General features: G+C 68.4%; 12 protein-coding genes. 10 read left to right on the top strand and 2 right to left on the bottom strand.

Annotated features, from left to right (window positions below):
* The first annotated feature begins 83 nt into the window (after nucleotides 1-83).
* From AB0M24_RS31925 to AB0M24_RS31900, 6 genes are all read left to right on the top strand, one after another.
* On the top strand, nucleotides 84-767 hold the full coding sequence (locus AB0M24_RS31925) for an ABC transporter ATP-binding protein (protein WP_363776293.1): 684 nt from the start codon (nucleotides 84-86) through the stop codon (nucleotides 765-767).
* Nucleotides 764-2,539 carry an FtsX-like permease family protein gene (locus AB0M24_RS31920; protein WP_363776290.1) on the top strand — a complete coding sequence of 592 codons (1,776 nt, stop codon included), beginning with the start codon at nucleotides 764-766 and terminating at the stop codon, nucleotides 2,537-2,539. Before AB0M24_RS31925 ends, AB0M24_RS31920 begins: the two co-directional genes overlap by 4 nt.
* Before the next feature lie 54 nt (nucleotides 2,540-2,593).
* Nucleotides 2,594-2,782 (top strand): antitoxin, encoded by a 189-nt coding sequence (locus AB0M24_RS31915; protein ID WP_363776287.1) that lies wholly within the window; start codon nucleotides 2,594-2,596, stop codon nucleotides 2,780-2,782.
* A gap of 42 nt (nucleotides 2,783-2,824) precedes the next feature.
* Nucleotides 2,825-3,169, top strand: coding sequence for a hypothetical protein (locus AB0M24_RS31910; protein WP_363776284.1), 345 nt, complete (start codon nucleotides 2,825-2,827; stop codon nucleotides 3,167-3,169).
* 161 nt (nucleotides 3,170-3,330) lie between these two features.
* Nucleotides 3,331-4,836: a discoidin domain-containing protein gene (locus AB0M24_RS31905; protein ID WP_363776281.1), complete on the top strand. Its 1,506-nt coding sequence runs from the start codon at nucleotides 3,331-3,333 to the stop codon at nucleotides 4,834-4,836.
* Nucleotides 4,837-4,911: 75 nt separating this feature from the next.
* Nucleotides 4,912-6,927, top strand: a complete 2,016-nt coding sequence (locus AB0M24_RS31900) for a hypothetical protein (protein ID WP_363776278.1) — start codon at nucleotides 4,912-4,914, stop codon at nucleotides 6,925-6,927.
* Nucleotides 6,928-8,234: 1,307 nt separating this feature from the next.
* Here the strand turns inward: AB0M24_RS31900 and recQ are convergent.
* The gene (gene recQ / locus AB0M24_RS31895; RefSeq protein ID WP_363776275.1) at nucleotides 8,235-10,226 is read right to left on the bottom strand and encodes a DNA helicase RecQ; all 1,992 of its coding nucleotides are present in this window, start codon (nucleotides 10,224-10,226) and stop codon (nucleotides 8,235-8,237) included.
* Between the two features lie 39 nt (nucleotides 10,227-10,265).
* On the bottom strand, nucleotides 10,266-12,116 hold the full coding sequence (locus tag AB0M24_RS31890) for a Xaa-Pro dipeptidyl-peptidase (RefSeq protein ID WP_363776272.1): 1,851 nt from the start codon (nucleotides 12,114-12,116) through the stop codon (nucleotides 10,266-10,268).
* A 24-nt stretch (nucleotides 12,117-12,140) separates the two neighbouring features.
* Between AB0M24_RS31890 and AB0M24_RS31885 the strand changes: the two genes are divergently transcribed.
* The 4 genes from AB0M24_RS31885 to AB0M24_RS31870 all read left to right on the top strand — a co-directional run bounded on the left by AB0M24_RS31885 (nucleotide 12,141) and on the right by AB0M24_RS31870 (nucleotide 19,343).
* Nucleotides 12,141-13,133, top strand: coding sequence for a maleylacetate reductase (locus AB0M24_RS31885; protein WP_363776269.1), 993 nt, complete (start codon nucleotides 12,141-12,143; stop codon nucleotides 13,131-13,133).
* A gap of 90 nt (nucleotides 13,134-13,223) precedes the next feature.
* Nucleotides 13,224-14,522, top strand: coding sequence for an alpha/beta hydrolase-fold protein (locus tag AB0M24_RS31880; RefSeq protein WP_363776266.1), 1,299 nt, complete (start codon nucleotides 13,224-13,226; stop codon nucleotides 14,520-14,522).
* Nucleotides 14,519-16,960 carry a rhomboid family intramembrane serine protease gene (locus AB0M24_RS31875; RefSeq protein WP_363776263.1) on the top strand — a complete coding sequence of 814 codons (2,442 nt, stop codon included), beginning with the start codon at nucleotides 14,519-14,521 and terminating at the stop codon, nucleotides 16,958-16,960. The genes AB0M24_RS31880 and AB0M24_RS31875 overlap by 4 nt, the downstream gene beginning before the upstream one ends.
* Nucleotides 16,961-17,105: 145 nt before the next feature.
* A complete protein-coding gene (locus AB0M24_RS31870; RefSeq protein WP_363776260.1) occupies nucleotides 17,106-19,343 on the top strand; it encodes a LuxR C-terminal-related transcriptional regulator in 2,238 nt (745 codons plus the stop codon).
* Nucleotides 19,344-19,451 lie beyond the last annotated feature (108 nt).

Here is a 19,451-nt window from a genome sequence, read left to right as displayed (position 1 = left end):
CGTTCCGCAGATCGGCCGAAAGACAGAGGCAGGCCCTGCTCGGGACGGAGGTTCTCGCCTCCGTTCTGGACTTTGCTGACCATGTGAACAACTACGCTTCCGCCGCGGTCGACCTCGTGAAGGTGTACGGCTCCGGCGACACCTCGGTTCGAGCACTCGACGGAGTGACCATCGGGTTCCGGCCCGCCGCCTTCAGCGCGATCATGGGGCCGTCCGGGTCCGGCAAGTCGACGCTGATGCACTGCCTGGCCGGGCTCGACACGGCCACGTCCGGCGCGGCACTGCTCGGCGGCAAGGACCTGACGAGGCTTTCCGACAACGCGCTCACCAAGGTGCGGCGCGACCGGATCGGCTTCGTGTTCCAGGCGTTCAACCTGCTGCCGACGCTCACCGCCGAGCAGAACATCCTGCTGCCGCTGAACCTGGCCGGGCGACGCGTGGACCGCGCCTGGTTCACGCAGCTCGTGGAGGTGCTGGGACTGTCGTCACGGCTGACGCACCGGCCGTCGGAGATGTCCGGCGGGCAGCAGCAGCGCGTGGCATTGGCCCGCGCGCTCGCCACGCGGCCTGACGTGATCTTCGCCGACGAACCGACCGGCAACCTGGACTCCAGGTCGTCCGCGGACGTGCTGAACCTGTTGCGGCAGGCCGTGCGCGAGTTCGGGCAGACGATCGTGATGGTCACGCACGACGACCGGGCGGCTTCGTACGCCGACGTCGTGGTGCGGATGGCCGACGGGCGCGTCGTGCAGGCGGTCGCGGCATGAGGAAGTTCCTGCCCGTCCTGTCGATCACGATCGCGGCGTTCTTCGCCTATTCGACGGTGCTCGCCAAGGACATCACCGAACGGTCGCTCGCGGTCAAGGCCGTGAAGCTGGTCGAGGTGTTCGCGTTGCTCGGTGCGTTCGTCACCGTCGCCATGATCGTGGCGGCGCTGGTCTCCACCTCGACGTTCCGGATCGTGTTCGCGCAACGGATGCGGGAGCTCGCTCTGCTGCGCGCCATCGGCGCCACGCGAGGTCACCTGGCCCGCCGATTGGTCGTCGAGGGAGCCGCGGTCGGGTTGCTCGCGTCGATCGCCGGCGTCGTCCTGGCGGCGGGGGCCGGGCAGCTCGTGCCGTTGTTCGGGCTCGAGGCGCCGGGATTCCCGCTGACACCCGCGTTGATCGTGGTCTTCGGGTCGTTCGTGCTGACGACGCTGGCCGTGCTGGCGCCCGCGTGGTCCGCGGCCAAGGTCTCGCCGCTGGAGGCTCTTCGGACGTCGGCGGTCCAGGACACCAAGAGCCGCGTCGGTGGTCTGCGCTGGGTGCTCGGGCTTCTGATGGCTGCGGGCGCGGGAGTGCTGCTGGTCAACGTCGTCGTGGAAGGGCTCGCGACCAAGCAGCGGCCGGCCGGGATGACCGAGGACCTGTTGCTGCGCACCACGATCAGCGGCACGCTGGCGTTCGGCGCGCTGATCACCCTCGGGCCGGCGTTGATCTCACCGGTGCTGCGGATGGTCAGCATCCCGTTGCGGCGCAGCACGATCGGGTCGCTTGCGGTGAGCGGAGTCGGCGGGGCACCGCGCCGGGCGGCCTCGGTCACCGCGATCGTGGCGCTCGGGGTCAGTCTCATCATCGCGACGCTGACCGGCGCGAACACGTTGCAGGGACTGGGGAAGGCCGAGATGGCGGGTGCCTATCCCGCCGATCTGGAGATCACCGGGCCGATCGACGTGCGGGCGTTGCGGGCGGCCGGGCTCACGGACGTGCTCCCGTACCGGCGCACCGAGATCACCATCGACGGACGGCTCACCATGCAGGCCAGCGACCTGGACATGAGCAAGCTCCGCGACCTCTCGGACTTCAAGGTCGACACCGGTTCTCTTGCCGACATGGGTCCGCACAAGGTGATCCTCTCGACCTACACCGCGAGCAGGCTCGGGGTGACGGCGGGAACCCAGGTCGACATCAACGGCGAGCAGATGACCGTTGCGGCGACGGTGTTCGGCGGCGTCCCGCTCGGCCACGCGCTGCTGCACCCATCCGATGTGGACGGTGAGCCCATCGGTGCGCTCGCCAACGGCCCCAAGGAGAAGGTGCCGGCGGGGTTCGAGGTCGAGTCGCTCACCGACCACCGGCTCGCCCAGGAGAACTGGTTCACCACATTGGTGGCAATCGCGGTCGGACTGCTGTTCCTGACCATGTTGATCTCCGTGGTGGGCGTAGGATCGACCACGGCGTTGTCGGTGCTCGAACGGACTCGAGAGTCCGGGTTGTTGCGCGCGATCGGCTTGACCCGCAAGGAACTGGGTCGTCTCATCACAACCGAGGCGGGCCTGTACGGGATCGTCGGCGCGTTGCTCGGACTCGTCATCGGGGTTCCCTACGCGTGGCTCGCGATCATCTCGCTCGGCGTCGAATGGCCGTTGCAGGTCCCGGTCGTCTCCGTCGGCGTGGTGGTGCTCGCCCTGGCCGCACTCACCGCGGGTGCGGGGCTTCTGCCTGCCCGCCGCGCGGCACGGGTGAGCCCGGTGGCGGCGCTTCACTCGATCCAGTGAGGTGTACGGGATACCAGACCGGGTACCCGAACTGCATCGGGAGGTGATGCAGTCATGGGTTTCGACGAGCTCAAGAACAAGGCGAAGGACCTGGTCGGCCAGCACGGCGACAAGGTCGACCAGGGCGTCGAACGCGCTGGGCAGATGGCCGACGAGAAGACCGGCGGCAAGTACGGCGAACACATCGACAAGGGCGAGGACAAGCTCAAGGAGGGTCTCCGCAAGTTCGGGGACCAGCAGTGATCACGCCCAAAATCGGTTGCCGCACTGCCCCACACTGATCGCATGGGGATGTTGGACGGAATGGCCGCCGAGGTCGCGGCGGGCCGGCAGGTCGAGTTCCGCCCGACGGGCAACTCGATGGTGCCGTTGATCCGCAGCCGGCAGCTCGTCACCGTCGCTCCTGTCGACCCGGCCGCCGTCGAGGTGGGAGACATCGTGCTGTGCCGCGTCGCCGGCACGACGTATCTGCACCTGGTGTCCGCCATCAACGGGGACCGGGTGCAGATCAGCAACAACCGCGGCCGGGTCAACGGGTGGAGCGGGCACAACCGCATCTTCGGCCTGTGCATCGCGGTTGACGGCGTGCCTCGTCCTCGCACTCGGGGAAAGCTCCGTCCGGCGGAGTGATCGCACGAAACCGGTACCGCGGAAAGTGATGTCTCCTCACCGTTGACAGGCCTGCCACCATCATCCGTGGGAGCGCTCTCACGCGCTCGTTCGGAGGGTTGGCAATGAGGCTCACTCGACAACGAACATCCATCGCATTGGCAGCGGCCAGTCTGCTCACCGTGAGCGGTCTGGTCGCTGTCGCCCAGCAGACCAACGCCGCGCTTCCACCTCCCCCCGCCGGGTGGACGCAGGTGTTCGGCGACGACTTCACCGGACCGGCGAACTCGTTGCCCAACACGGGGAACTGGCGGTTCTCGTTGGGTCACGGCTATCCGGGCGGACCGGCGAACTGGGGCACCGGCGAGATCGCCGCGCACACGAACAACCCCGCCAACGTGTCGTTGGACGGCGGTGGAAACCTGCGCATCACGCCACGTCGTGACGGCGCGGGCAACTGGACGTCCGCCCGCATCGAGACCAATGCGCAGAACTTCAAGGCACCCAGCGGCGGCATCATGCGCATGGAGGCGCGGATCCAGATGCCGAACGTCTCCGGCGCCGCGGCGCTGGGGTACTGGCCGGCGTTCTGGGCGTTGGGGTCGCCGTACCGCGGGAACTGGTGGAACTGGCCCGGTGTCGGCGAGTTCGACATCATGGAGAACGTCAACGGCGTCGACCGCGTGTGGGGCGTGCTGCACTGCGGTGTCTCACCCGGCGGGCCGTGCAACGAGAAGAACGGCATCGCGAACAGCAGGCCGTGTCCTGGTGGCTCGTGCCAGAGCGGCTTCCACACGTACCGGTTCGAGTGGGACGCCTCGACCTCACCGCAGCAGTTCCGCTGGTACGTGGACAACCAGCTGTTCCACCAGGTCAACCAGAACCAGCTGCCCGCGGACACCTGGAACCAGATGACCGGGCACGCCGGGTACTTCATCATCCTGAACGTCGCGATCGGCGGTGAGTTCCCGGACAACTACTCCGGCACGCGCACGCCGGGTCCCGGGATCGTCCCCGGCATTCCGATGGTCATCGACTACGTGGGCGTGTGGACGAGCGGCTCCGGTGGCGGTGGTCCGACGACCACCACCACTCCCCCGCCGACGTGCGGGCCGTTGGTCTCACAGGGCCGGCCGACGTCGGCGTCCAGTGTGGAGAGCGGCAACCAGGCGGCGGCGTTCGCGGTCGACGGCTCGACGGCGACGCGCTGGTCGTCCGCGCACAGCGAACCGCACTGGTGGCAGGTCGACCTTGGGTCGTCCCGCGCCCTGTCACGCGTGCGGATCAACTGGGAGGCCGCGTACGGGCGGGCGTACTCGATCCAGCTGTCCGACAACGGGAGCACGTGGCGTGAGGCGTATTCCACCTTCTCCGGCTCAGGTGGCGTCGAGGACATAGGAATTTCCGGGTCTGCGCGCTACGTGAGGTTCAACGGGACCCAGCGGGCGACCGTGTACGGGTTCTCGTTCTGGGAGTTCGAGGTGTTCGGCGCGTGTGGATCACAGCCAACCACCACAACGACGCAACCTCCGGGTGGCGGGACATACCCAGGGTGGGCGCCTGGGACTGCGTATGCGGTTGGTTCGCGTGTGAGTTACGCCGGATTGGACTATCAGTGCCTCCAGGCACACACCTCGATCACCAGTTGGGAACCACCGAACGCGGCATCGCTCTGGCAGCGCCTCTGAGTCACTTCCGCGATCCCGGCGGCACGGTTACCGTCGTTCGCCGGGATCGCGGAGGTGAAGGTGGATCCGAGCGGGGTGACGAGAGCTGCACGGCTGACCGCACTAGCCGCGTTGTGCCTGGTCACCGTCGTTTTACTGCTTCCGGCGGCCATCAGCGTGAGCACCGGCGGGGCCGTGCCGGCGTTCCTCGGCGAGTTCGGGCGGTGGCTGTGGCCCGCGGTCGGGGTGATGATCCTCGTCGCGATCGGTCTCGCAGTCTGGGAACGTGTCCGCGGTCACGAGACCAGCAACCGCACCGCCGCCCTGGACCGCGTCGAGGCGCGCGTGAAGACGTTGCTCGCCTCGTCGCTGGCCGCGCAGACCCAGATCAAGCTCGGGGTGCTGCGACAGCCGAAGCTTTCCGTGCGCGGGGAGGGCGAGGAAGTCTCCTCTTCGGACCTGGAAGCCGTCTACGACCGTCTCGGCCACGCGATGGTGCTCGTCGGACCGGTCGGCAGCGGGCGGTCCACGTTGTTGCGCGAGCTTTGTCTGGTGTTGGTCGAGCGTGCGCGCAACGACCCGGACGCGCCGATTCCGGTTGTCGTGGACTTGGCGACGTGGCGCGCGTACGGCTCGCGCAAGCCGACCGAGTTCACCGCGTGGCTGCTGCGCGAGATGAACCGCCGCTACGGCATCAGCCGCTCGGCGGGCACGATCTGGCTGCGCCGCGAACGAGTGGCCGTGCTCATCGACGGCCTCGACGAGGTGCCGCGAATGGACCGTGCGCACTGCGAGTCCGAGCTCGCGCCGTTCGCGTCGGTCGTGTGCTCGACCGAGCCGATCGACAACCTGCCGTCCGTGCACGTCGACCCGTTGTCCCGCGGGCAGGTGCTGGAGTACATCGCGTCGGTCAGCCCTCGTCTCGACGGCCTGGAATCCGCTCTGACGCCGGCGATCTGGGAGCGACTGGACTCACCGCTGGCGCTGAACCTCCTGGCGCTCACACATCTTGATCGCCAGGTCGACACGATCGGCACCGACTTCGTGGGCTCCTTCGTGGTGGAAAGGCTTTCCGCCCAACGCGCCGCGGGCCCGACCATCCGCGCGTTGAAGTTCCTCGCGCGGTTGGGACGCCCTGACCTCGGTGCGCCCGTGCACATGCCACACCGCCGTGCGTGGCTCCCGCTGCTGCCGACGCGCCCGTTGTGGTTGTTGTTCGTGCGCGCGGTGCCGGCCGCATATGCCGGTGGTGTGTGTGCCGTGGCGTTCATTACCGGGCTGCAGCTCGGATTGTGGCCGGCATTGGTGTTCGCGGTCGCGGCTTCTTTGTTGCTGGTTCTGGTCAACAGGCTGCCGCGCGTCTTTCACCCGCCCGGACGCGCGCACGGGATCATCACCGCCGCCCTGGGATTCGTGGCCGGCGTGGTCGCGGGTTTCCTGGTCGCCCTGGCTGGATTGTGGCTCGGCGGAATCGGCACGCCGTGGCCGTACGCCGTGACGTACGTGTTCGTCGTGGTGGCGTCGTTTTTCCTGGCGCTGGGATTCGTGCCGGGCGACGCGCCGGTGCCGTGGGCCGTGCTGATCGCCGCCGCGCCGGGTGTGTCGATGATCTGGACCGGCCCGTACGCGGTGCTGGCGGGGATGGGCATCGGTTTCTCCGCGGGTGTGGCGGGCGGTGTTTTCGCTGCTGCCGTGGGACGTGTGTGGCGCACGGTGCGCCCGGGACAACAGCAACGCATGCGACTGGGGCGCCCGTGGTGGGTGCAGCCGATCGTCCCGGTGCTCGGCCTGGCCGGAGTGCTCGGAGGGCTGGGCGGCTTTGGATCTTGGGGCACCGCACTGGGTGTGGCGCTCGGGTTGCTGGTGACGCCGACCGCCGCCCGCGACTACCTCTGGCCGTTCGACGCACTGGCAGAGGTAGCCGCGGAAGGACTCACGCGCCCATTGTCGTTGGGCGAGTTGTCCTTCCGGCGCAAGGCTTTGCTGCATCTCGCCCAGGACCGGTTGCTGCTCACCCGAGTCGATGGCGAGTACCGGTTCGCTCATGTGGCACTCCGTGATCATTTGGCGAACTGTGACCCAACCGTGCTCGTTCGCGCCACGCGTCGTTGAACCTTCCCGATCTGCGGGCCGTACGGCCTGACAGAAAGGTCGGGTGTTGCGCATGCGCTGGTCGAAGGGCTGGATCGCGGGTGCCGGGGTGTTCTCGGTAGTCGCGGCCATCGGGGGTGCCGCCTTCGCCCTTGCCGGTTCAGGAGCTCCAGCTTCCCAGTCCGGGGTGGCGGGCAAAGAGGTCTGCGCGGGGCAGCCTGTCGCCCTCGTCGACACCACCGGCCCGGCCGGGGTGTTGTCGGATCAGTTGCCGGTCGGGACTTCTCTGCGGATCACGAACCTCGCCAACGGGCGAGCCGCGACTGTCGCGGTTGCCGGCGTTACTCCTGGATGCGCGGCGCTGAACACCGCGGCGTTCGATTTGCTGCGGACACCGGAAGCGGGACGGGGCGGGGCGGAAAACGTTCTCCGGCGGGTTCGGGTGGAGATCGTGGGGAATGCTCCTGCGCCGGCGCGCAGTTCTGCCTCGGCTACTTCCGTGCCTCGGGTGCGGACCACCGGGGTGGTCGGGCAGGTCGTTTGCGATGGGGCGACTGTCGGGTTGTCCGCTGTCGGTGGGGCTCCTGGGGCTTTTTCTTCGTCGTTGCCGGTGGGGACTTCGGTTCGGGTGACGAATTTGGACAACGGGAAGCAGGCCACGTTCCGGATTGTCGGGGTCGGGTCTGCTTGTGTTGTGTTGAACAGTGCGGCTTTTGGGGTGGTCGGGGAGTCGGGGAAGAATTTGATCAAGAGGGCGCAGATTGAGAAGGTGACGTGAGGGGTGGGCGCTGACGCGCCTTGCGGTGGTTGCTTTTGTGGTGGTGCTGTCTTGTGGTTGGGCGGCGGTTCCAGCGGGGTGGTCGCCTGCCGTGCGTGCTCTCACCTTGCGTAGGTGGGCGCGCGGGTCCTTACGAGCTTGGGTTTCGTCATCGCCGCTTCGCGACGATTGCGATTGGGCTTGACTTCGGGGCCCTTACGAGGCGCTCTGTCGGGCGGAAAAGGGCGGACGCTTCGCGCCCGTCCGATCCGCGAAACGGTAGCACCTCGAACCCAAAGTCAAGCCCAATCGCCTTGCAGCGTGGGCACTTCAGGTTGTTGAGCTGCGGTCATCACCGGTTTCCCGCGTTGTGCTTGCTCTCGTTCGGGCTCGCTTCGCATCGCCCACGCGGATTTGGGGCTCGCTTCGCATCGCCGCGGTGGATGGCTTGTCGGCTCGGCTTCGCCATCGCCGCTTGCCTTCGGCTTCGCGGGATTTGGCCCGCGTGGCCGCGTGGCCAGGTGGCCGGGTGGCCACGCGGGTGGGGGTTTGTGGGTTGGTGGGTGGGTGGCTACCAGTCCATTGGCTCGTCTGGTTCTTCTGGGGTTGGCCATTCGTCTTCGTCTGAGGTGCTGGAGCCCCAGGCTGCGGCGCCTTGCGGGGTGGTTTTGGGCCTGGGCTTGGGTTTTGCGGGCTCGGCTGCGGTGGTGGGTGGTGCAGTCGCGGTGGGGGCGTTGCCTGCTACAACTTCCAGGATTTGGTCGCCGTATTTCGTGAGTTTCGCTTGGCCCACACCGCTTACCGCGCCCAGGGCGGCCATGGAGGCGGGGCGGCTGGCTGCGATGGATTTCAGCGTGGCGTCGTGGAAGATTACGTAGGCCGGGACGCCTTGTTCGCGGGCTTGTTGGGCTCGCCATTCGCGCAGGGTTTCGAAGAGCGGGGTGGCTTCCGGGGTGAGGTCGACCTTTTGCTTGGCGGCGGCGGTCGAGGCGGCTGCTCGGGTGGTGGAGCGGGCCGGGGTCGGGTCCTTGCGGAGGTGGACTTCGCGTTTGCGGCCCAGGACTTCCGCGCTCGCCTCGGTCAGGACGAGGGTCGAGTACTCGCCCTCCACGGCCAGAAGGCCTTGGGCCAGCAGTTGGCGGACTACGCCTCGCCATTCGCTTTCGTTGAGGTCCTCGCCCAGGCCGAAGGTGCTGAGCTGGTCGTGGTCGAACTGGATGACCTTGGCCGTCTTGCGGCCCAGGAGGATGTCGATGGACTGGCCCGCGCCGAACTTCTGGTTGCGTTCCTTGCGGAGGCGCCAGACCGTGGAGAGCATCTTCTGGGCCGCGACCGTGCCGTCCCAGGATTCCGGCGGGGTGAGGCAGGTGTCGCAGTTGTTGCAGGGGACGCCGGTCTGGCCGAAGTAGTCGAGCAGCATGGTGCGGCGGCACGTGATGGTCTCGCACAGGGCGAGCATCGCGTCCAGGTGCGCCTGGGAGCGGCGGCGGAAGGCCAGGTCGCCTTCGGACGACTCGATCATCTTGCGTTGCTGGACGACGTCGCTGAGGCCGTAGGCGAGCCAGGCGGTGGACGGGAGGCCGTCGCGGCCCGCTCGGCCCGTTTCCTGGTAGTAGCCCTCGACTGATTTCGGGAGGTCGAGGTGGGCCACGAAGCGGACGTCCGGTTTGTCGATGCCCATGCCGAACGCGATGGTGGCGACCATGATCAGGCCGTCCTCGCGCAGGAAGCGGGCCTGGTTGCGCTGACGGACCTGGGCGTCGAGGCCCGCGTGGTACGGGAGGGCCGGGATGCCGTTGGCCACCAGGAACTCCGCGGTCTTCTCCACGGAGGCGCGGGAGAGGCAGTAGACGATGCCCGCGTCGCCGCTGTGCTCGGTGCGGAGCAGGTCGAGGAGCTGCTTCTTGGGTTCTTTCTTCGCGACGATGCGGTACTGGATGTTCGGGCGGTCGAAGCTCGAGACGAACTGGCGGCCGTCGCCCAGGTCGAGGCGGCCGAGGATCTCCTGGCGCGTGGCATCGGTCGCGGTGGCCGTGAGGGCGATGCGCGGGACCTTCGGCCAGCGTTCGTGCAGCTGGGCCAGGGAGAGGTAGTCGGGCCGGAAGTCGTGGCCCCACTGGGAGACGCAGTGCGCCTCGTCGATCGCGAACAGGGCTATGTCGCCCTGGTCGAGCAGGCGCAGGGTGGCCTCGGACGTGAAGCGCTCCGGGGCCAGGTAGAGCAGGTCGAGCTCGCCGTTGACGAACTCGGCCTCGACCATGCGGCGTTCGTCCCACGACAGCGAGGAGTTCAGGAAGCCCGCGCGCACGCCGAGGGCGCGCAAAGCGTCGACCTGGTCCTGCATCAGGGCGATCAGCGGAGAGATCACCACGCCGGTGCCTGGCCGGACCAGGGCAGGGACCTGGTAGCACAACGACTTGCCGCCGCCGGTCGGCATCAGCACGAGCGCGTCGCCACCCGCGATCACGTGCTCGACGATGGCGGCCTGGTCACCGCGGAACTCGGGGTACCCGAAGACGCGCTGCAGCACCTGCAGCGCGTCCCCGTGGTCTGTTGAACCCATGGCGCCGATGCTAGCGAGCCGCACCGACAGTCCGGGGCGCTAGCCCAACGCGCCCTTCACACCTGCGGAAACGCTGGTAGCGATCATCTGGTCGGTGGAGGCCGACGGGAGCGAGCCCCGCATCGGGACCCGCACCGAGGTGTCCGCCAGGTCGTAGGTCAGCCTGGGCAGCTGGCTCGGGCGCACCGTCGCGCTCGAGTCCGTTCCGGCGAGCAACAGGCCCAGCCGGTGGCCCGCCGGGACCAGATGGTCCGTTGTGGACAGTCGGAACGTCATGCGGTACTTGGTTCCCGGCGTGATCGTGCGCGGAGTGGAGAGCGACGCGTAGTTCGCGAGGTCCGCCCACCCGCGCGCGATGATCTGCGCGTCGACGTTGCCCGACGTTGCCTCCGTGTTGCGATAGCAGGCGTCATCGCCCGTACGGCTCTCACCCCAGCACGACTCCGCGGTCAGCGTCCGGATGCCCTCTCCGGTCCGCACCGTAGCCGGGCCGTAGTCGACGAGGTACGCCGTCAGGTGCGCGGTCGGCGTCGACGACGACACACCCACCGTGATCGACGACGTGCCGGCGATGCGCAGGTCCGACGTCAGCGGTGCCGTCGAGTAGACCGCCCGGCCGGTGTTCGAGCCGGAGAGCCAGTTCGTCGGGGTACCGCTGCCGTTGTCGGTGAACGCGGCCGTACCGGTGCCCGGTGCCGTGCCGAGCCCCGAAGAAGACGGCCGCAGCACGGTGCTGACGGTGCCTGCAGGCGGCCACGTCTGGTCATCCGCCCACTGGTTCGGCGCGCGCTCTGCGGACACCTGAGGCTCGTTCTCGATGCCGTTCTGCACGTTCAGCAGCCAGCGGTCGAACCAGCGGTGCAGCGTCGGCACCCACTCGGCACGCCGGAAGTCGAACGGGTCGACGTGCGCGGTCTGCGAGAACCACAGCTTCTTCGGCACCGACGCGGGCACGGCGTCCCAGAATTGGCCGTACTGCAGCGTCTTGACGTTGAGGTCGTTGCGCCCGTGGATCGCGAAGATCGACGCCTTCACGCGCGAGGCGTTGCGCACGAAGTCACGCGCCTGCCACATCGCCGTGTAGTCGCCGTTGGCGGGAGAACCGTTCGTCATGGCCGTGCGCACCGCACCACACCGTGAGCGCGCATTGGAGTTCTCGAAGTTCGACCCCAGGCTGGTCGGCGAGCCGTAGCCGGTGAACGAGACTCCGTCGGAGCGGAACCAGTCGTACCAGGAGCTGATGGCCGCGATCGGCACGATGGTCTTCAGCCCGTCGACACCGGTGGCCGCCACTCCGTTCGCGATCGAGCCGTCCCACGACTTGCCGATCATGCCGACGGCGCCGGTCGACCAGGAAGCGGCCTTCGTCGTCGTGCCGGTCAGGGTCGAGTAGCCGGTGCGCCGGCCGTTCAGCCAGTCGATCACGGCGGTGCCGGACGCGATCTCCGACTGCCCGCCGACGTCGACGCAGCCGCGCGACCGGTTCGTGCCGAGGAAGTCGACCAGCACGACGGCGTAGCCGCGCGGCACGAAGTAGTTGTCGTAGAAGAGCGGGAACTTCACCGGCACGCCGGCCGAGTCGTAGGTCTTGACCTCGCTCTCGTTCCCGCGGCCCGTGCTCTGGTAGTACGGGCTGGCCTCCATGATCACCGGCACGCGGCCGGTGGTGGAGGGTCTGATGATGTCCGCGGTCACCCGGTCGGGAGTGCCGTCACCGTCCGCGTCGAGGCCGGTGTCGACGTAGACGGTCTCGCGGACCGCGTCGGCCATCGAGTGGATCGGTGCGGACACGCCGCCGGACAGGGAGAACGCCGGTGTCGCCGCTGTGGCAGGGATTGGCGTCAGGGTCAGGGCCCCTGCTAACGCCACTACAACACGAACACGCTTCATGAACCTTCACGCTAAGGAGTGACGATGTCACTCGTCAGAGCCGAAAGGCTTGACCCTCCGCGGTTATATTCGACCTTCGTGAGCTTCACCTTCGAACCTGCGCGCACCCGTGTGGTCTTCGGGCGCGGCACCGCTGCGTCGGTGCGCGACGAGACGCAGCGGCTCGGCGGGACACGGGTTCTGCTGATCGCCCGGCACGGCGGTGACAAGGTGGCGGCCGAGCTCGGCGACCTGCTCGCGGCACGGTTCACCGGCGCCGCGATGCACACCCCCGTAGAGGTCACGGAGCGCGCGCTCGCGTTGTTGCACGAACACGGCGCGGACTGCGTGGTGTCGGTCGGCGGCGGGTCGAGCACAGGCCTTTCGAAGGCGCTCTCAGTACGTGCCGGGGTACCGCAGATCATCCTTCCGACGACCTACGCGGGCTCCGAGGTCACGCCGGTGCTCGGCGAGACGGCGTCGGGGCTGAAGCAGACGCGGCGTGACGCGGCGATCCAGCCGGACACCGTGATCTACGACGTCGACCTCACGCTCGACCTGCCGTTGGACGTCACGGTGACAAGCGCGCTCAACGCTCTCGCGCACGCCGTCACCGCGAGAGGCAACGAGAACCCGCTGATCGACGCCATCGCCACCAAGGCGATCGACGGCATTTTGCACTCGTTGGGGGGAAATCCATCCACAGTGGATGCAAGAACCGAACTGCTTCACTCCGCGTGGCTCGCCGGAACCTGTCTCGCCAGTGTTCCCATGGGACTGCACCACAAGCTCGCGCACGTTCTGGGTGGTTCGTTCGGTTTGCCGCACGCCGCAACACACACGGCGCTGCTCTCCCACACGGCACCCGCTGACCTGGCCACACGGATCCACGAGACGGCCACCCGGTTCGGCGCGGCGACATCGCTGCGGGAACTGGGGATGATGGAGTCCGATTTGTCCCGAGCTGCGGAGATCGCCGATCACCCCGACGCACTGCGGGTGTTGACGAACGCATGGCGCGACGCGTCAACCGACTGACGAGTTGTCATTCTTTAGGCTGATGTTCACACCTCTGAATCAAGACCTATCTCCGATGTGGACCTGAAGATCTGCTGATGAAATAGAGGCATGCTCAACCCCCTGGATCTGTCTCTGCTACACGGGCCGATCCCCACTCTCGCGACCGTCGCCGCTGGTGGCGCACTGACATACCTCGCGATCAGGAAGAACCGGACCTGGTGGACCAGGGTTCTGCCGATCGTCGTGCTGGCGTGCGTCGTGGTCGTGTTCGGGCTGAGCTACGTGGTCGACCACGTGTGGAAACCCTGGCCGGAGCCGTTGCCCGCGATCCTCATGATCTGGGCCGGTGCCGCGCTGACCGCATTGTCGCTCGCGGCCGTCCGGCTGCGTTCGTCGAGGTGGTATCTCAGCGTGCTGAACGTGCTGCTGGCGCTGGGCGTCGCCGCGAGCGCGATGGTCGCCACGAACGTGCACTTCGGCCAGTACCAGACGGCGCGCGCGGTGCTCGACCTCTTCAGGAACGACCGGGTCGACCTCCACGAGGCCTCGCCTCCCCCGTCCGGGGTGATCGAGGTGCCGCCCGGCAAGACGCTCGCGGACGTGTGGAAGAAACCTGAAGGCCTGCCGGAGAAGGGCACGGTGTCCGAGACCACCATCCCCGGTGGGTTCCCCGCGCGTCCGGCCTGGATCTACCTGCCGCCCGCCTACCACGCGACGCCGCGGCCGAAGCTGCCCGTCGTCGTGCTGCTCGCGGGTCAGCCCGGCAGCCCGCGCGACTGGTTCGACGGCGGCCGGATCACCGACAACATGGATGCTTACGCGCGCGAACACCAGGGTCTCGCGCCGATCGTCGTGGTGGCCGACCAGCTCGGCACGCCCACGGCGAACCCGATGTGCTTCGACTCCGCGCTGGGCAAGTCGGAGACGTACCTGGCCCGCGAGGTGCCGGCGTGGATCAAGCAACGGCTGACCGTCGACGAGCGCCGCGAGGCGTGGACCATCGCGGGCTTCTCCCAGGGCGCCACGTGCTCGGTGCAGCTCGCCGTGCGCGCGCCTGACGTGTACGGAAACTTCGTCGCCCTCGCTCCTCAAGGTGAGCCGACCCTCGGCACCCGGCAGGACACCGTGAAGGCGGCATTCGGCGGCGACGAGGCCGCGTTCAAGCGGGTCAACCCGATGGACGTCCTTGCGCGCCAGACCTTCCCGCAGACCGCGGGCACCATCGTCGCGGGCCGCGACGACGCCACGTACCGCAAAGCGGACGCCGAGGTGTTCGAGGCCTGCCGCAAGGCTGGAATGGACGTGCTGTGGAAAGAACTGCCGGCGGGACACGACTGGAACATGGCGCGAGAGGGTTTCTTCGGCTCGCTGCCGCGGCTCGCGGCACGAGCCGGGCTGGCCAGATGATCACGCGGTTCTTCCGCAGTGCTCCCCTGACGTGCACGTTCCTGATCGTCTTCTGGACCGTCGGGGCGTTGACCAACGCGATCGCCGGGCCGAACGACGAGCTGCTCGGGCGGGTCGGGTTCGGCACCGACGGTCCGCTGTGGACGGTGCTCAGCTCGGCGCTGTGGTCGATGGACCTGCTGGGTTACCTGGCGACCACGGTGCTGCTGCTGGTCTTCGGACCGCTGGCGGAGCGGGAGTTCGGCGCGTTGCGGACGGCGGCGATCTTCCTGTCCTCGCACGTGCTGGGCGCGTTCTTCGGGCTCGGTGTGGTGCTGCTCGGGCGCGACGTGCACTGGTCGTGGCTCGAGTCGCTGGTGGGCGAGGTCGCGGCAGGACCGTCGATCGGCGGGGTGGGGCTGGCGCTCGCGCTGACGTTCCGGATGCCGCCGCTGTGGAGACGTCGCGTCCGGCTGTTGATGATCTTGTCGGTGCTGGTGCTTACGCTGTACTCAGGTTGGCTTGAAGACCTGCTCAGGTTGTCCGGTGGCGTGGCCGGACTGGTGATCGGGGCGTTGTTCCTGAAGCGCGGCGCGGAGCACAAACCGCGTTCGTTCCAGGAGACGCGCGTGCTGGTGGCGCTGCTGCTCGCGGCGTCGGCGCTCGGGCCGGTGGTGGCGATGATGTCGCCGTCCCCCAACGGGCCTCTGTGGTGGTTCGCGGACGTCGTGGCGGTCGTGCAGCCCTCGCAGGAGGACGTCGACGCGCTGTGCGGGTCGGACATGGTGGAGCTGTGCCGGACGATGATGGTTCAGCTGTCGTACGGCAGGTTCCCCGCGTTCGTTATGTCGCTGCTGCCGGCGTTGCTGCTGCTCGTGCTCGCGGAAGGGCTGCGGCGCGGCCGGCGGTTCGCGTGGTGGTCGGCGTTGGTGCTCAACGCGGCGTACTCCGCGTTCATCGGGTGGTACGTCGTGGACGCCGCGCGGATTCCGGACATCGGCGCGCTGGAGGTCGTGTTCTCCTACAGCATCCCGATGCTGGCGCCGCTCGCGATCACCGTGGTGTTGTTGTTGACGCGCAAGCAGTTCGCCGTGCGTCTGCCTCGGCACGCCGTCAGGAAGTTCTGGCGGTTCACGCTGGGCAGCGTGGCGTTGCTGTCGGCGCTGTACGTCTTCGGCGGGTACCTGGTCCGCGACCAGTTCTCACCGGAGCCGGGTTTCGCCGAGCTGCTCGCGGACCTGCCGACGCGGTTCCTGCCGCCGGGCTACCTGCTCGGCCTGGTGCCGTTGCAGTTCTCCGCGGACGGGTTCGTCGGGGCGCTGCTGTTCGAGTACACGGGCGTGGTGTTCTGGCTGATCGTGCTGGCCGGTCTGCTGATGGCGTCGTGGCGCGCGTGGCCGTCGTCGTGCGAGAAGGAGGCGGCGCACGCTCGCGACCTGATGCGGCGCCACGGCGGTTCGTCGTTGTCGTACATGACGACGTGGCGCGGCAACCAGTACTGGTTCACGCCCGACGGTGAGAACGCCATCGCGTACCGAGTGGTGGCGACGATCGCGCTGACGGTCGGCGACCCGATCGGCCCTTCGCGGGTCGAGGCCGTGCGCGGGTTCGCGGAGTTCTGCGCCCGCAACGGGTGGACGCCGTGCCTCTACAGCGTGGGAACGGAGACGAAGGAGGCGGTCGAGGGTCTCGGGTGGTCGGCGGTGCAGGTCGCCGAGGACACCGTGATCGAGCTGGACACTTTGGCGTTCACCGGCAAGAAGTGGCAGGACGTCCGCACTGCCCTGAACAAGGCCGCGAAGGCCGGCATCACGGCGGAGTGGTGCACGTACGCCGACGCGCCGTACGCGATCACGGACCAGATCCGGTCGATCTCGGCGGAGTGGGTGGCCGACAAGGGCCTGCCGGAGATGGGCTTCACGCTGGGCGGCCTGGAAGAGCTGACCGGCGACGGTGTCCGCTGCCTGCTGGCGGTCGACGGCGACCGCACGGTGCACGGCATCACGAGCTGGCTGCCGGTGTACCAGGACGGTGAGGTCGTCGGGTGGACGCTCGACTTCATGCGCCGCCGCGCGAACGGCTTCCGCGGCTCGATGGAGTTCCTGATCGCTTCTGCCGCACAACAACTTCAGACCGAGGGCGCCCGGTTCCTGAGCCTGTCCGGCGCGCCACTGGCCCGCCTGGACCGCGGAGAGCGGCCCAGGGCGCTGCAGCGCGTCCTCGACTTCACCGGGCAGGTGCTGGAGCCGGTGTACGGGTTCCGCTCGCTGTTCGCGTTCAAGGCGAAGTTCCAGCCGTCGTACCGCCCGATGTTCATGGCGTACCCGGACTCGGCGGCACTGCCTCGCATCGCGAACGCGGTGAGCCGCGCGTACCTGCCGCACCTCAACGCGCGCCAGGGACTTCGGCTCGCCGGCAAGATGATCGTGCGGACTCGGGAGCGCGTGGCCACTCGGTGAGGTTGCGAGCGGGGAACGGTTCGCCGTCCTGCTCGTCGTGCTCGGCGTGAGCGCGTGACCACGCACGGTCGAACCCGCTAGTCCGAAAGGGTGGTGAGGTGATCCTCATCGTCACCGCCGAGCGTCACTGAGCGAAGATGCGCCGATGACCGTGCGGGGCAATCTGCCTGCCCAGACCACGACGTTCATCGGCCGCGGAGCCGTGCTCGCCGAAACCGAGGCACTCCTCGGCAAGTCCAGGCTGGTCACACTGGTGGGTGCCGGCGGTGTCGGCAAGACGCGCATCGCGGTGGAGACCGGGCGGGCGGTCGCGCGGGCGGGCACGTTCCGGCACGGGGTGTGGGTGGTCCCGCTCGCGGATCTCAAGGACCCGGCGTTGCTGGCGCGCACGGTCGCGGCCGAGCTGCGGATCGTCGACAACTCGCCGGACGCGGGACTCGGGCGGCTCGTGGAGTCGTTGTACGACAAGCATTTGATGCTCGTGCTGGACAACTGCGAGCACCTGCTGGAGCCGGTGCGGCATCTGGTGCACCACCTGTTGCGGGACTGCGAGGGGCTGACGGTCCTCACGACGTCACGGGAGCAGCTCGGTGTCTACGGCGAGCATCTGCTGCGGGTGCCGCCGTTGGACGAGGACGCGGTGCAGCTGTTCCTGGAGCGCGCCGAAGCGGCGGGGGCGGTGCTGACCGAGGTCGACCTGCCGGAAGTCAAAGCGCTCTGCCGGGCGTTGGACGGGTTGCCGCTCGCGATCGAACTGGCGGCGGCGCGGCTCGCCGAGATGTCGCTGACGGACGTGCTCGAGCAGCTCGACCGGCGGTTCGACCTGCTGGTCGGCGACACGCACGGGCCGGCGCACCACGTCACGCTGGAGCGGGCGTTCGAGTGGTCGGCGCGGCAGTGCACGGACGAGGAACGGCAGCTGTGGGGGACGTTGTCGGTGTTCCCCGCCGACTTCGATCGCACGGCGGCAGAGGCGGTGGCGGGCGGGGACGCGCTGGCGCCGTTGTCCGCGTTGGTGCGGAAGTCGATCGTGGTGGCGACGACCAGCCCCGTGACGCGGCGGACGCGCTACCGGTTGTTGGACACCGTGTCGCAGTTCGGTGTGCGTCTGCTCGCGGACGAGCACGAACCGTTGCGGCGGCATGTGTTGCATTACAGCGAGTTCGTGGACGAAGCGGCCCGCTCGTGGTTCTCGCCGGACGAGGCCTTGTGGATGGCGCGGCTGCGGGAGGAGTGGCCGAACATCCGTGCCGCGGTCGGGTTCGCGCTCGGCACTCCCGACCTCGCCGAAGCCGGCACGGTCATGGCGATGAACGTGCAGCGGAGCCGTTTCACGTCGTTCGCGGGCATGCTCGGCCAGGCGCGCGACCTGCTCGCGGTGGCGCGCAAGGTGATCACCGAGCCGCCGTTGCGCACGTCCCTGCTGGCGCACTGCGCGTACCTGGCGCAGACGCAGGGCGACATGTCGGCGGCGGTTCCGCTGATGCACGAAGCGCGTGCGCTGCCGCGGACGCCGATGTCCGACGTGCATGTGGTGTTCGTCGAGGCCACGAACCTCTTCTACGTGGACGGCTCACCGGACTGTGTGCCGCTGTACGCGCACGTCGTCGAGTTGTCGCGTGAGTTCGCATCGCCCGGTGACACCTACATCACCGAACTGATGCACGCGATGGCCGTGTGCTTCCTGATGGACGCGGAGGCCGCGGACAAGGCCACGACCGGGTTGATCAGGCTGGCGGAGAACAACGGCGTGGACTGGTCGCACGCGTGGGGGTTGTGGCACCAGGCGCTCTACGAACTGTTGCACGGTGATCCGGCGCTGGTGCATCCGCTCGCGGTGGAGGCGTTGCGGATCCAGCTGGTGCTCGGCGACACCTGGGGTCCCGCGTACAGCCTGTGGCTGCTCGCCTGCACGTGCGCCGAACTGGGCGCGTACGACCGGGCGGCACGGCTGCTGGGCGCGTTGCGGTCGCAGGAACGGGTCTCGCGGATCTCGTTCTGGAGCATGCGGCCGTTCCAGAAGATGCTGGAACGCGCGGACCGCACAGTGCGCCGGGCGTTGGGCGACGACTACCAGGTGATCACGACGCTGGGCGCGGACCTGAGGCAGGAGCAGGCGATGGAGTTCGCGCTGGAGCCGGTGCCGGACTCCGAGCGCCGGCCGGTCAAGGCCACCTTGCCCGGCGGATTGACCAGGCAGGAGTTCACGATCGCCGGACTGGTGGCGGAAGGGCTCACGTCGAAGCAGATAGGTGCGCGGCTCTTCATCTCACCGCGCACGGCGGACCGGCACGTGGTCAACATCCGCGCGAAGCTGGGCCTGCCGAACCGGGTGGCTCTGGCCGCCTGGCACCGGTCGGCCACTGACACGGGCACCCGGTGAGCTGAGCCAACGCCCCGCGATCACTTCCCCCCGGATGATCACGGTCATCACCGTGGCCGACCCAACACACCGGGAGTGCCCGTCCGACGCTGAGCTCGACGCCGGACC

The organism is Lentzea sp. NPDC051838 (genome assembly GCF_040681245.1).
Taxonomy (GTDB): Bacteria; Actinomycetota; Actinomycetes; order Mycobacteriales; family Pseudonocardiaceae; genus Lentzea.
Note: the sequence above shows the minus strand (reverse complement) of the source record. Positions and strands in the feature narration are given on the sequence as shown.

Excerpts from the sequence above, each read along its gene's own strand:
- AB0M24_RS31885 (WP_363776269.1), top strand. The coding sequence starts at position 12,141 with ATGTCACTCGTCAGAGCCGAAAGGCTTGACCCTCCGCGGTTATATTCG.
- AB0M24_RS31915 (WP_363776287.1), top strand. The coding sequence starts at position 2,594 with ATGGGTTTCGACGAGCTCAAGAACAAGGCGAAGGACCTGGTCGGCCAG.
- AB0M24_RS31920 (WP_363776290.1), top strand. The coding sequence starts at position 764 with ATGAGGAAGTTCCTGCCCGTCCTGTCGATCACGATCGCGGCGTTCTTC.
- AB0M24_RS31890 (WP_363776272.1), bottom strand. The coding sequence starts at position 12,116 with ATGAAGCGTGTTCGTGTTGTAGTGGCGTTAGCAGGGGCCCTGACCCTG.
- AB0M24_RS31875 (WP_363776263.1), top strand. The coding sequence starts at position 14,519 with ATGATCACGCGGTTCTTCCGCAGTGCTCCCCTGACGTGCACGTTCCTG.
- AB0M24_RS31910 (WP_363776284.1), top strand. The coding sequence starts at position 2,825 with ATGGGGATGTTGGACGGAATGGCCGCCGAGGTCGCGGCGGGCCGGCAG.
- AB0M24_RS31880 (WP_363776266.1), top strand. The coding sequence starts at position 13,224 with ATGCTCAACCCCCTGGATCTGTCTCTGCTACACGGGCCGATCCCCACT.
- AB0M24_RS31870 (WP_363776260.1), top strand. The coding sequence starts at position 17,106 with ATGACCGTGCGGGGCAATCTGCCTGCCCAGACCACGACGTTCATCGGC.
- recQ (WP_363776275.1), bottom strand. The coding sequence starts at position 10,226 with ATGGGTTCAACAGACCACGGGGACGCGCTGCAGGTGCTGCAGCGCGTC.